The following is a 12924-nucleotide window of genomic DNA, read 5'->3' as shown; positions in this document are numbered from 1 at the left end:
TAAATTCGAATTAACGTATTATACTAGATTAAAATAAAGGCGAAACCGGTTCCGAGTTGCAGCTTCAACCTAGGAAAGACGCGTGTTTAGGCTGATATCTGACTGAACCTCCTAACCTGTCTTACGACTCTGATGGGGAATAGGGATCTTTACGATCAAGCGCTCTTGCCCAACCAGTCAGAAGAACAGCAGCCAGAACCATAATTGCACCAACCCATGTGGTATGAATCAGACCGATGGAATTTGTGATTACACCGCCCAAATATGCACCAATTGCGATACCTGCGTTAAAGGCTGCGATGTTGAAGGCGGAGGCGACGTCTTTGGCTTGTGGAGCATAACGTTCTGCGAGCGTCACGACGTACGTCTGAAGCCCTGGCACATTCATGAAGGCAAGCAGACCCATGCCGAGTATCGTGAGTAACGCTGCCAGCTTAAATGGAACTGTGAAATACAGTATGCCCAGAATGACGGTCTGGATGATAAACATATAGAAGAGTGCTCGGAGCGGATTGCGGTTGGCGGCTTTCCCCCCGATAATATTGCCGATAGCAATGGCGATCCCGTACAGCAGCAGAATTCCCGCGACCGTTTTCTCGGAATACCCGCTGATATCATGCAATAGTGGGGACAGATAAGTGAATACCACAAACGTCCCCCCATATCCCACGGCGGTAATGGCAAAAGCCAGCAGCAACCGTCCGCCTGTTACCAGCTTCAGTTGTTCTCGGAAGGCAGTTCGCGTTCCGCGTTGCAACGTGGATGGCACTAGAAGCATGTTGCCGATAAAGGCCACAACACCTACGACAACGATAAGAATGAAAGCTGCGCGCCATCCCCAGTTTTGACCGATGAGTGTACCCAGGGGTACACCAGTTACTGTAGCAATGGTCAAACCAGAGAACATGATGGCAATAGCGCTCGCCCGTCGGTTTGCAGGAACCAGGTCTGCCGCAATGGTGGAACCAATGGACATGAATACTCCGTGTGCCAAGGCGGAGACAATTCGCGCAATGAGCAGCATGGTAATTCCACTCGAGAGCGCCGCCATGGTGTTACCAGCGATGAAAACAACCATAATGGCAAGCAGCAGCGTCTTGCGTGACACCGTTGACGTCAATGATGTCAGAATCGGTGCCCCGAAGGTTACGCCTAATGCATATAAAGTAACGGTCAGTCCCGCTGTCGTTACGGAAATGCCCAGGTCATCTGCAATAAGGGGCAGCAGACCAACGCTGATAAATTCAGTGGTGCCGATGGCAAACGCACTGATTGCCAGCGCCAGCAGTGCCCAGGTACTGCGTTTTGAATCATGTAACATGTCTTGTTCAACTCCCCAGAATGTAGATTTACGTACCGGCAAATGCTATTATGAGTTATTCGACATAAAATGAATAGTACGTACTTTTTAGTACCCTACGTACTTTTTAGTGCCTATATAGCAATTGCTTTTATGAATAACAATTTCCGGGAGGACATTCAGCATGATCAGAAAGAAGTATAATATTTCAGTTGAAGCGACACTTGAAGTCATCGGTGGCAAGTGGAAATGCGTTATCCTCTGCCATCTGACACACGGGAAGAAACGCACTAGTGATCTCAAACGTATTATGCCCGCAATTACGCAGAAAATGTTAACACAGCAGCTGAGGGAGCTTGAAGATGACGGGATTGTGAACCGCATTGTGTATAATCAGGTACCTCCCAAGGTGGAGTATGAACTGAGTGAATATGGCCGAAGTTTGGAACCGATTCTGAATGCCCTTTGTAATTGGGGAGATCAGCACATTATTAAGGAATACGGAGACAAATTCTCAGTGTTAGAGGATAATGGGTTAAATGATTTTAACACGGACAATAAGGAGCTGATGAAGCCGTGAACTATGAAATTCTATATGATGGTGCATTTGCGATGCTTAAGGTGCAATTGCAACGGGGAGAACGGTTCAAGGCAGAAAGCGGGGCCATGGTATCCATGACACCAACCGTTGACTTGAAGGGATCTGCTGAAGGCGGTATGTTTGCCGGATTCGGACGAATGATCAGCGGCGAGAAATTCTTTTTTCAGGAATTAACGGCTGCAGGGGGATCTGCGGAAATTCTGTTGTCACCCTCCAGCATGGGGGATGTGGAGGCGATTGAACTGGATGGCTCCTATTCGCTCTACGTACAGAAAGATGGTTTTCTGGCCGGAACGGAAGGCATCCAGGTGAATACCAAAATGCAAAACTTGAAGAAAGGTCTCTTCTCGGGAGAGGGTTTCTTTATTATAGAGATCAGTGGGCGAGGAACAGTGTTCCTATCATCCTATGGTGCAATCCATGCGATTAATCTGGCTGCGGGTGAAGAAGTGATCGTGGATAATGCCCACTTGGTCGCATGGCCCAATTATATGAATTATCGCATTGAGAAAGCTTCACAAGGTTGGTTATCTAGCGTGACCAGTGGAGAAGGATTGGTATGCCGATTTCGAGGTGAAGGTACAGTCCTGATCCAGAGCCGTAATCCGCATGGATTTGGTCAATGGGTCAAGCAATTTATTCCTTCACGCTAATGTTTTCCGCTGAAAATGTACAACGTTGAAACGCATGCGTTCCGACAATCGTTATAAGATAGGATGAAGCTCAAGGTGTAATGATGGAGGTATATGAGATGGAAAGCTCACGGTATAAAAATGCTCAGGAAAGTCCGGGGTATCTGCTATGGCAGGTTACTACGATGTGGCAAAAGGAAATACGCAGGGTGCTCGAGCCTCTGGAATTAACACAACCCCAATTTGTATTATTGCATGCCTGTGTGTGGCTCAATGAACGCGATACAGAGGGTAAGGGGGTAACTCAGGTCCAGCTTGCGCAATTTGCCAATGTGGATGTTAACGTTACTTCTCAAGTGCTCCGTGCTCTTGAAAAGAGAGAGTTAATAACTCGCAAGCGTCATCTTACCGATACCCGTGCGAATATTATTACAACAACGCCGGAAGGAACTCGCTTGGCGCTTGAAGGTATTCATCTTGTTGAAGCCGCGGACAAGGTGTTCTTTGATGTGTTAAGTGATCGTAAGGATGAATACATGGAAATCATGCAGGAATTTATCCAACATAAAACAGATGTTTAATTCATAGAAAGATTTTTTCTATGCTTTATTAGACTACAGAGTGTAGTGAAGTTGTACCTCCCAGACTTTTTAGCCGGGAGGTTTTTTGTATTGGTTCAATTAATCCGATAAGTCGCAAATGGCTTACCATGACGGAAAGAGTCGCTGAGTTGATCGAGCTGCGAGATTATATCATCGGTCAGTTTCATGTCCAGGCTAGCCAGATTATGCTCCAGCTGTTCCGTGCTCGTTGCCCCAACGATAACCGTCGAAACAGCAGGGCGTGCCAGCAGCCATGCAAGCGACAGGACACTTGGAGAGCAGCCATACGCCGATGCCTTTTCGCTGACCTGCTCACCTAATTTAATATTGTGTTCCAGCAGGAAACGATTGAAGGCCGGATCGGTATCCGCTCTGGAACCGGAAGGCACGCCCGCTTCACCGTTGTATTTGCCTGTCAGAATGCCACCAGCCAGCGGGAAATATGGAATGATACCTACGCCTTGATCAAGACACGTCGGTACAAGTTCAAGCTCAGGTGTGCGATCAGCCAGAGAGTAGCTGGTTTGGGTCGAGATATAACGTACGTATCCTTTCAACTCGCTGGTACCAAGGGCTTTCATCAGCTCCCAGGCTGCATAGTTGGAAGCTCCGATATAGCGGACTTTGCCGGAAGTGACCATATCATCCAATGTGCGCAGCGTCTCATCCAGCGGGGTGTGCGGATCAAAGGTATGGATCTGATACAGATCCACATAGTCCGTTTGCAGACGCCGCAGGCTATGTTCAAGCTCCTGCTGCAAATGATAGCGGGAGGAACCGCGCCCATGGGGACCCTCATGCCGGGGAAGTCCGGCTTTGGTAGCAAGCACAGCGTTTTCACGTCTGCCCATCAGGGCTTGTCCAATAATCCGCTCCGATTCCGTTCCGGCGTAGATGTTGGCGGTATCGATAAAATTGATTCCTTGATCCAGTGCCGCATGAATAATGCGGATAGAAGTTGGGTCATCCGCCCGTTTACCAAAGGCATTGGTGCCGAGTCCAAGTGCGGAAACGCGCAGACCGCTATTCCCCAAACGTCGATATTCCATCGTTCATCACTCCTTCTCTGTCATTTCTTGTATAGCAGATTATAACGTAATCTATTGAAAACGTGTTATTAATATAGTTAAATGATTCTAAGACCGTTATTAAAGGAGATATGATGGAGAACAGTGCCGCACATTTAACCAGACGGAAGCCGAAGAAACCGAAGAAGAGATGGAAGAAACCTTTGATTATCATCCTGAGTACTTTGATTGTGCTGGGGGGACTCGGATTTATCTATCAAAAGCAACTCGTTGTGTTTGCATTTAACCTGTTTGCTTCGGAAACCGTAAAGGAAACGCTCGATGAATCCTTCAAGCCTGTTGGCGATAAGGATGCACCTGTTGTAGAACATACCGATCCATTCTCGCTGTTGTTGTTAGGAATTGACCAACGGGATAACGAACCAAGCCGTTCGGATACCATGATCTATTCTGTTGTGCGTCCGGAAGAAAATAAAGTGTTGCTGCTGTCGATTCCGCGTGACTCCTACACCGATATTATCGGCCGGGATGTGAAGTCGAAGATTAATTCAGCCTATGCGCATGGTGAAGCCAAGATGGCGATGGATACCGTGGAGCATTTGTTGGAAAACAAAGTCGATTTCTATGCCGCGATTAATTTTAACGGACTCAAGGATATTGTTGATGCGGTTGGCGGTGTTCAATTGCCGATTAAGAAAAATATTGAGAACAAATCGAAAGCACATGAGAAGCTGTTTGTTGAAGCGAACAAACCGATCTACAGCGGCGAAGAAGCGCTGGGCTATGTGCGTTACCGGGAAGATTCCGATTTCAATCGGACGATGCGGCACCGTCTTTTTCTAAGTGCCTTCATGAATCGTGCGCTTGAGGTCAAAAACCTGACCAAGATCCCGGACGTTATCCAAATCGCTGGATCGAATTTTACAACCAACATGAACTCGGATTTCATCGTGAAATTTGCCGAGTCTCTATATATGAAAGACAGCACGCCAACAATCAGCAATTACATGTTGAAGGGTGAGGGCGCAACGCGTAGCGGCACATGGTACTATGATTTGTCAGAGAGTGATCTGCAATATGTGCGAACCCTGCTTGCGAACTGGCTGGACCCGGATGCCACTGAAATTATGGAGCCGGAGACGGCGGATACGAAAGATCCGGCGTAAGCAAGTTTCCGAGGCTCAGTAAGATGACCGGAATTTGTATACGTATGCAGAATGACTATATCAATGAATGAGAGTCCTGGGAGCTGATGCTTCCCGGGCTTTTTGTTATGTAAGCATTTGATATAAATCCCATAACGACTTCCGATCCGCAGAGAACGGTTGAATGATTCTATTCCTTAAACCCCATTTTATGGCATACATATAGTAAAATATAGGGAATGAATTCAACATCAACCAACGGAGGAAGCTCATGAAAGAGTTCAAGGATCGGCTTCACCAGGTTCAGGAGCAGCAGAAGCAGCTGGTAAAGGAATATAATGCTCTGCTTCAGGACTATCAATCCGATGACCTGATCGTGCAGAACGAACAACTGCGAACGCAATATGAAGCGCACCAACTCAAGCTGCAACAGCTTGAAGTACGCACACGGAAAATGGAAGAGGAGAATGCCCGTCTTCGCATGGCTCTATCCGAACAGATGCTGGATGAGAAATTGAATCTCATTCGTGTATCCCAGGAGAAGATGGAGACCTACTTTCGGGGAAAGACGAGTGTACATAATGATCGGCTCGTGGCGCATGAGCACCGCGCCAAAGTGAATTTGAATGCCATATTCAACCGAGCTTCAGAGGAACTTCAGGGTGACGCCAATGAGATGAAGGAAAGAATTGCTCATCTGGCTGCTGAGGTGCAGGAACGTATTGCATTGCATAGGCAGACCCTGTGGGAGAGGGAAGAGGCGCTGCGCGGACAGATGCAACAAGGATATGAGCATATGGCAGAAGAAGGCTTAAGCGAAGAGACCATTCAGCGGCGCATTCGCCAGAATCGGATGGAGATGAAGATTGGCCTGAGCTGGATCAACAAGGTCGCCATCCTGCTGATCATTCTTGGCGTTGGTGCAGCCTTTCAGTACTCCTACAAGACCTGGTTCAGCGATGAGGTGAAAGGCGTAGCGTTCTTCCTGCTTGGTGCGCTTATGCTTGCCGGGGGAGAATGGCTGTTCCGGCGTAAAAGACAGACGTTCGCGATGGGGCTGCTGGGCGGCGGGATATCGGTTCTGTTTGGCTCCGTTTTCTACAGCTATTTTCTATTGCATATCATCGGGTTATATACGGGACTTGCCTTGTCGGTGCTGGTTTCGGCGTTATCCGTTCTACTTTCGTTAAGGTATCAGTCCAGGACCATCTGCTCACTTGGTTTGGTTGGAGGATATCTGCCGTTAATCTCCTATGTGGCCTATTTCGGCCTTCAAGGCTCGGCTGTGTATGTGGCCATGATTTATCTGTTGCTCCTGAACGGAATTATTGTATGGATTTCATTTGGCAAACGGTGGCCAATCGTGCACTATATCAGTTTTCTGTTCAACACACCGTCCATGCTCATCCTGTTATGGCTCTCACCAAGTGAGAAGATCGGCATGGTGTATTCCATTGTGACATTTGCATTATATCTCGGAATTACACTGGCGTATCCGTTTAAACATCGGGTGAAGTTAACCTGGTGGGACTTTGCACTGCTCGCCATGAATACGAGCATCAGCTGCCTGATGTTATATGTATTGTTCGATGCAGCGGGCTGGAATGACGCACAAGGCTTGCTTGCTCTGATTTTTGCTCTGGTCTATTTCGGGCTCGCCCGTTTTATCCAGCAGAGGATGCCTCAGGAAAAGCAGACCCTTCTATTGTTCTACGTGACTTCACTGACCTTTGCCATTCTGATTATACCGTTCCAGTTTGGTGCGAAGTGGCTGTCTATGGGCTGGCTGATCGAAGGAATTCTGTTGGTTACGCTCGGACATCTGAAGCGGTTCAAGTTGGTGGAACGTGCTGGATGGGGAATCGTGCTTCTGTGCATGTTCACCTTTGTGTACTATGACGTGCTGGTGCTGTTCATCATGGGGGAGCAATCCTATTTCATGCTAAAATACTCCTGCATCACGCTGGGTGCGCTACTTATTACACTCTATTACGCCTTGGATCGCAACGGCTCCCTATCTGGAGAGAAATATCATTATAGCCAGATAGAGCTTGGCTTTTTGAATGCATTCAAGTACATCACACTCGCCAATCTGTGGTTATATGTGCTGTATGAATCGAATGAATTGTATATGAAAGCAGTTGATGACTCATTCCTGTTATACCTGTTCTACAAATGGTTGATGTTCGCTGCGCTGACCATTGCCATGGCCTATGGATTGAGTAAAGTGAGGCTTTTGCGTGATCGGATCGTGCAGGGTTACATCGTCTTCCTGCATGCGGTGGGCTGCTGTATTGCACTGGCAGTAACGTTATCCATGCCGGCACTTCAGTCGGATGTTCACCAGCATACAGCGGCTGAAGTCGTAGGTTTACTCGTATTAATTATCTTTAATGTGGGCGTGTTTTTTGCAGGAAGGGATCTGCTGATCACGGCAATCCGCGGGCAGTTCAAGAGCGTTGAATGGTATCCGGTTATCGCAGGGGTCTATCTGCTGGGTGTCATCACCGTGTTCTTGACGGTCCAGTTCCATTGGGGAGATGTAGGGCTGATGTTCAGCCTAATCTATCTGCTGCTTGCGATCCTGTATATCGCCTACGGGTTCCGAAGAAAATATGTGATGATTCGGCGCCTCGGTCTGGGCCTGACGTTATTTTCCACCGGGAAAATGGTGTTCTATGATGTGGGATTGCTTACATCGGGCAGCAAGATCATTGCCTATTTCAGCTTTGGCGTACTGCTGCTTGGCATTTCTTATCTGTATCAGAAGGTGTCGAGCCGGATGGAGGAAATTCAGGCTAGAGAGATAGAACAGTCTAATGAATCCGATCTGCCGTAGGATAAAAAAACCAATTTTAGGATATTCGATACAGCATTCACAATCTTTGGAGCATTCACAATCTTTGGGGGGAGGGATACAACATGGGATTTGATCTGAGTATCATGTTATGGCAATTATTATGGATTGCTGGCTCTGTAGCTCTTATTGTGTATGGGTGGAGGAAACTTGGTATCAGGAAAAAGCGGCGCTGAGGGCGGGGAATGCCGTTGCAACATCGCTTTTGACATAAGTCATTATCGGATGAACTGATTGGTATCCATATCATAAATATGCATTAAAATGAGGCTCTTGAGCGCTGGTTTTTAGCGTCCAGGGGCCTTATTCTGATGAACGGATTATGATCTGAACCTCATTCAGAATAGCATGACCCAGCATAAGATGACATTCGTGAAACGTTTTTTCTGTTGATCACGTTATAATAGAGTATACTTACGGCTGGGTATTCAGTTGCAACCATGATGTTTCGGTTGTGGTTATGCCTTTCAATGATTCTCCGCGATCATCGTTGATGCGGGAGAGCACTGTTAATGTAATAGACAGGGTAAAGGCGAGCAGCACATATATGAAAATGTTTTTTTTGTTCATGATGAGGGACCTCTCTTGTTGGTTGGGCTAAGGCATGCATACGACGGTTATGAGAAAAAAGGCACAACGTCTGGTATAGTAGAGAAAAGCATATAACGATGCCTGTATACACTATATAAATTATGATGGATGCAAACAATGGAACAAATCTGATGAATTTATCATTATTTATGAACGAAAGCGCTCATAGAGATAGAGTGATATTTGAAGGTGGGAGAATAACATGCGGGAGACGGCAAAAATCGTCATTCGTACGCCAGGGCAGGAAAGTGACGGTTCGTTCGCTTATGTCAGCCAGGGGCGTTCTATTACAGTGGGGCGTTATACGGGTGGAGATGAACTGGACTTGTCTGTCTACAATCAGTTGATATCGAAGCGGCATTGCCGCATTCATTATGATGTGCAGCAGCAACTTTGGATTGAGGATCTGGATAGCAAAAATGGAACGGAATTGAACGGGCAGCGCCTCGTTCCTTATGAGAAATACCCGTTTGCCGAAGGAGACAGCCTGACCCTGGTCAACGGCTTGATTCAGCTCCGCGTAGAAGGGGATCTCGAAGAAACGAGAGAATATCGGCTATCTGACCTGCTGGGCGAGGGCGTACGTTTACAGGATCACCTGCAAACGGTGCAGATTGGAGAAGTGGAGATTCCACTGTCCAAGAAAGAGTACCAACTGTTCAAGCTATTGTACAGCCAGTTGGATCACTTTGTGACACGGGAGCAGATTGTTGGCCAAGTGTGGCCGGAGCGAAGCATGCTGGAGAGTGAACCGGTAGGCATTGACGAGATTAACTCGCTGATCTACCGGACGAATCGCAAGCTGGGCGTACATTTTACAATCAAATCGGTGTACAAAAAGGGTGTATACATGAAGTCCCATGTGCCGGACTGAATGCGTGGAATGAGCAGTGGGATGGAATGGAGATACAGCCAAAATAGAATAACAAGAAGGAAGCTTCTGTCAGGTTTTTTAGACCTGGGGAAGCTTTTTTTGTTATGATGAAGGTGCAAATGCCACCTCTTAATTAAAATCCAAAGGGTTGAGGTTATGTTCATATTTCAATTTATCCCATGGCTGATTGCTGTGGTGACACTTATATCGGTAGTATCCATCGTGCTGGTCAGTTGGAAAAATGGAATCTCACCGATGCCCACATCCAGCATCGTCAGGCAGGCAGTCATTCAAGAGGTCAACCGTATTCCCGGTTACGGTGACGTGATTGAAGCAGGCTCCGGCTGGGGAACGCTCGCACTGGACGTAGTGAGGCATTGTCCAGGCAAACGGCTAACGGGTATTGAAAATTCAATTGTTCCCTTATGGGCCTCCCAACTGATTGCTTTTCTAAGTGTCCGCTTACGGCGAGCGAAGGGAAAGCGCCACTCTCTGGAGGGACGGTTGCGATTCATCCGTGGCAACATCTATACCAGTTCATATGAACACGCAGATTGCGTCATCTGTTATTTGTTTCCTGGAGCAATGAATCGACTCGTCGACAAGTTCACTCGGGAGCTGCCTCCGGGAGCAAAGGTGATTAGCGTCTGTTTTGCATTGCCAGGCAAGGTACCGCTACGGACAATCACATGCCGGGACACGTTGCGTACCAAGGTGTATGTATATACGTTTTGAGTACTAACAAACCTACCGCATCTTAAAAGGTGAATAATCAAGGAATGCAGCATTTAATGAACATCAGCAACGTTATTCCTTCATCCAATGGGAGCGAATAGCTTGTACGAGCTTCTTTAGAACAAAATAGCAAAAACAAGGGATGTCCTCCGTCATATTCATGACGTATGGGACATCCCTTGTTTTTAATCATTTATATGTTGGCTTTTATGACCTGAATCTTAACTTACTTCGCGGTATCCGTAGTGCCCGTTGTACCTGTAGTATCGGTTGTTGTACCCGATTGCGGTCTGTTTCTTCCGCCGCCGAATCCACCTTGGCCACCGCCTCCACCTGGACCCATACCTGTATTGGCAGTTGTAACACCAGATTCATTCACCCAAGTTACATTGCTTGTGGATTGGAAGGCAACCACTTTGGTTCCACCACTATACGTTCCGTCTGTATAGAGTCCATCCACTGCTTTGCCCGTCGATGTTCCGCCGGAGTAAATCACGTAAGATCCATCCTTCTTCAGATCAGGGGAACTAACCACAACAGATTGATAATCTTTCGCTGGAGCAAAGGTCAGGATGTTATTGCCTTCACTGTCTTGCACATGAACGAGTGTGCCTGCTTTTTGTGTTTCAGGGTATGTCATCACGATTGTATTTTGAGTTGATGTATCGGATGTACCTTGTGCCATGCCGGAACTGCCGGCAGCGACCAAATATCCACCACTCATCTCGAATGTACCATCATAGTCGAGTGGACCGTTGCCATTATCCGTTGGACCGTTCACAATGACCGTTCCGTCTGTCATATAGATGGAGCCATTCGAATCCAGTCCATCGCCGCCTGCATTTACGGTGAGGGAACCGCCGTTGATATGAAGCTCACTGTTGCTGGCGGATTCACCCGGCATACCACCTGGCCCACCGCCTTGTGGGCGAGCATTGCTATTCGCGTCTGTACTTTGATTGGACTGATCCGTAGTTGATGTTGTGCCAGTCGTCTCTGTAACAGAAGTGTTGGAGACTGCAGTTGTATCGGTATCGGCTGCTTTAGTACTGTCATCTGCAGTGGTTGCAGCATCAGCATCAGCGTCAGTTGCAGTTATGTCACCCGAAGCATTCACGCCATCATCTGATGCAGTCACATCCACATCCCCATCGTTCAGGGTGATGATTGCACCTTCAAGGCCTTCGTAGCTCTTGGCAATGGTGATCGTTCCGCCGTTAATGGTAAGCGCCTGATCTGCATGAATGCCGTCATCACCGGATTCAATGCTGAACTTGCCGTCATTGACAATTACATTGTTGTTACTGTGCAGGGAATCATCCATGGAATCAATCGTATACGTACCGCCATTGACGGTGAGGTCAACTCCAGCTTTAAGTGCTTTGGCACTCGTCGTTTCTTCTTCTGTTGTTGTGCTTGTGTCTGCATCCGCAGTGGAATCAGCAGGTGCTTTGGCATTTGTAGAGCTGGATGGAGCTGCGCCTGTTGCGTTCGTGCCATTATTGCTCGGCATATCAGCAGGTGGTTCACCATCCGGTGGTGTACCCATATCGGTTGGAGGTGTACCGCCACCCCATCCGCCGCCACCGCCGCCAAATGGTCCTTCTTCTACTTTTTCTGGTGCATTGGCACTGCCGCCTCCGGTTACGATGTTAAATGTGCCGCCATCCGTAACCAATGCGGTTTCCGCTTGAATGCCATCGCTGCCGCTCTGGATGTTGAATGTACCTCCAGCAATGGCAACGAAGCCTTTAGTCGTATCCGTATCGTTCGTGGATTTAATGCCGTCACCTTCTGAATCAATGGTAATGGTACCGGCTTGAATGGCCACCATATCTTTACCTTTGATGCCATCATCCGCAGATTTGACGTTAATTGTGCCACTGACGATTTTCAGATCATCCTTGCTCGTAATACCTTCATTGTAGTTGCCTGTAACCGTCAGCTTGCCTGTACCATTGAACGTCAGGTCTGCCTTGCTGAAGATGGCTGCATCCGGCTCATCCGTTGTAGCGTCGGCGTATACGTATGTCTTGCCGTCGGAGACAGCATTCTCGGTTCCTTCCTCCAGCGTAATGATAGCTTTGCCCGCTTTCTGGATATAGATGGCTGCACTGTCGTTATCATTGATTGTTGCCCCGTTTAATACGAGATGTACGGTGCCCTTATCAGCAACATTAACTACAATCTGTCCATCGGTAAGTTTGCCGCTAAGTACATAGGTACCTGCTGCGGAGATGGTTACTGATCCGTTTGCTGCTTTTGCACCCGATCCTGTGATGGAAGCGGTCGTCCCGTTCAGCTTAATCGTTGTGGAATCTGTTGCACTCCAGCTAACGTTGGTATCGTCTGCATCCATTGTGACCAGATCGGCATACTTCACCGAGGTTTGTTCACTGACGGATACGGTTTTGGTTGTCCCTGTCGTTGACACTGCGGCGTTTGCAGTGCTGCTGGTTGCTGCCGGAGCGCTGCAAGCTGTAACCATTGCAGTAATCATCGCGACGGACCACAGTTTGCTGCCAGTTATGATTTTCTTTTTCATATTATATCGTTCCC

The 12924-nt window shown here is 47.6% G+C and carries 11 protein-coding genes; 7 read left to right on the top strand and 4 right to left on the bottom strand.

The window, feature by feature from the left end; genetic code table 11:
- Positions 1–121 precede the first annotated feature (121 nt).
- Complete coding sequence (locus BLS14_RS14050; protein ID WP_090952346.1) at positions 122–1321, bottom strand: MFS transporter; 1200 nt, start codon at positions 1319–1321, stop codon at positions 122–124.
- Between the two features lie 163 nt (positions 1322–1484).
- Here BLS14_RS14050 and BLS14_RS14045 point away from each other — a divergent pair, with 163 nt between their 5' ends.
- From BLS14_RS14045 to BLS14_RS14035, 3 genes are all read left to right on the top strand, one after another.
- Positions 1485–1880: a winged helix-turn-helix transcriptional regulator gene (locus tag BLS14_RS14045; protein ID WP_063567750.1), complete on the top strand. Its 396-nt coding sequence runs from the start codon at positions 1485–1487 to the stop codon at positions 1878–1880.
- On the top strand, positions 1877–2554 hold the full coding sequence (locus tag BLS14_RS14040; protein WP_063567751.1) for a TIGR00266 family protein: 678 nt from the start codon (positions 1877–1879) through the stop codon (positions 2552–2554). Before BLS14_RS14045 ends, BLS14_RS14040 begins: the two co-directional genes overlap by 4 nt.
- Positions 2555–2652: 98 nt before the next feature.
- Entirely contained in the window at positions 2653–3114 is a 462-nt protein-coding gene (locus BLS14_RS14035) for a MarR family winged helix-turn-helix transcriptional regulator (RefSeq protein WP_063567752.1), read from the top strand.
- 95 nt (positions 3115–3209) lie between these two features.
- Here the strand turns inward: BLS14_RS14035 and BLS14_RS14030 are convergent, their stop codons facing one another.
- On the bottom strand, positions 3210–4184 hold the full coding sequence (locus BLS14_RS14030) for an aldo/keto reductase (protein ID WP_090952343.1): 975 nt from the start codon (positions 4182–4184) through the stop codon (positions 3210–3212).
- Positions 4185–4294: 110 nt separating this feature from the next.
- Here BLS14_RS14030 and BLS14_RS14025 point away from each other — a divergent pair, with 110 nt between their 5' ends.
- A complete protein-coding gene (locus BLS14_RS14025; protein WP_371121632.1) occupies positions 4295–5329 on the top strand; it encodes an LCP family protein in 1035 nt (344 codons plus the stop codon).
- A 250-nt stretch (positions 5330–5579) separates the two neighbouring features.
- Positions 5580–8147, top strand: a complete 2568-nt coding sequence (locus BLS14_RS14020) for a DUF2339 domain-containing protein (RefSeq protein ID WP_090952339.1) — start codon at positions 5580–5582, stop codon at positions 8145–8147.
- Between the two features lie 432 nt (positions 8148–8579).
- Here BLS14_RS14020 and BLS14_RS32575 read toward each other — a convergent pair whose 3' ends face one another.
- On the bottom strand, positions 8580–8735 hold the full coding sequence (locus BLS14_RS32575) for a hypothetical protein (protein ID WP_176854514.1): 156 nt from the start codon (positions 8733–8735) through the stop codon (positions 8580–8582).
- Positions 8736–8958: 223 nt separating this feature from the next.
- Between BLS14_RS32575 and BLS14_RS14015 the strand changes: the two genes are divergently transcribed.
- Positions 8959–9630 (top strand): FHA domain-containing protein, encoded by a 672-nt coding sequence (locus BLS14_RS14015; RefSeq protein WP_063567756.1) that lies wholly within the window; start codon positions 8959–8961, stop codon positions 9628–9630.
- A 156-nt stretch (positions 9631–9786) separates the two neighbouring features.
- A complete protein-coding gene (locus BLS14_RS14010) occupies positions 9787–10365 on the top strand; it encodes a class I SAM-dependent methyltransferase (RefSeq protein ID WP_063567757.1) in 579 nt (192 codons plus the stop codon).
- 226 nt (positions 10366–10591) lie between these two features.
- On the opposite strand, the gene BLS14_RS14005 is transcribed toward BLS14_RS14010, so the two are convergent.
- Positions 10592–12910, bottom strand: coding sequence for a carbohydrate-binding domain-containing protein (locus BLS14_RS14005; RefSeq protein ID WP_090952336.1), 2319 nt, complete (start codon positions 12908–12910; stop codon positions 10592–10594).
- Positions 12911–12924: the final 14 nt, after the last annotated feature.

This window comes from Paenibacillus sp. OK060 (assembly GCF_900101205.1).
In the GTDB taxonomy this organism is placed as follows: Bacteria; Bacillota; Bacilli; order Paenibacillales; family Paenibacillaceae; genus Paenibacillus; species Paenibacillus marchantiae.
The sequence above is the reverse complement of the archived record's forward strand: the minus strand, read 5'-3'. Positions and strand labels throughout refer to the sequence as shown.

Excerpts from the sequence above, each read along its gene's own strand:
- BLS14_RS14035 (WP_063567752.1), top strand. The coding sequence starts at position 2,653 with ATGGAAAGCTCACGGTATAAAAATGCTCAGGAAAGTCCGGGGTATCTG.
- BLS14_RS14045 (WP_063567750.1), top strand. The coding sequence starts at position 1,485 with ATGATCAGAAAGAAGTATAATATTTCAGTTGAAGCGACACTTGAAGTC.
- BLS14_RS14050 (WP_090952346.1), bottom strand. The coding sequence starts at position 1,321 with ATGTTACATGATTCAAAACGCAGTACCTGGGCACTGCTGGCGCTGGCA.
- BLS14_RS14025 (WP_371121632.1), top strand. The coding sequence starts at position 4,295 with ATGATGGAGAACAGTGCCGCACATTTAACCAGACGGAAGCCGAAGAAA.
- BLS14_RS14020 (WP_090952339.1), top strand. The coding sequence starts at position 5,580 with ATGAAAGAGTTCAAGGATCGGCTTCACCAGGTTCAGGAGCAGCAGAAG.
- BLS14_RS14005 (WP_090952336.1), bottom strand. The coding sequence starts at position 12,910 with ATGAAAAAGAAAATCATAACTGGCAGCAAACTGTGGTCCGTCGCGATG.
- BLS14_RS14015 (WP_063567756.1), top strand. The coding sequence starts at position 8,959 with ATGCGGGAGACGGCAAAAATCGTCATTCGTACGCCAGGGCAGGAAAGT.
- BLS14_RS14010 (WP_063567757.1), top strand. The coding sequence starts at position 9,787 with ATGTTCATATTTCAATTTATCCCATGGCTGATTGCTGTGGTGACACTT.
- BLS14_RS14030 (WP_090952343.1), bottom strand. The coding sequence starts at position 4,184 with ATGGAATATCGACGTTTGGGGAATAGCGGTCTGCGCGTTTCCGCACTT.
- BLS14_RS32575 (WP_176854514.1), bottom strand. The coding sequence starts at position 8,735 with ATGAACAAAAAAAACATTTTCATATATGTGCTGCTCGCCTTTACCCTG.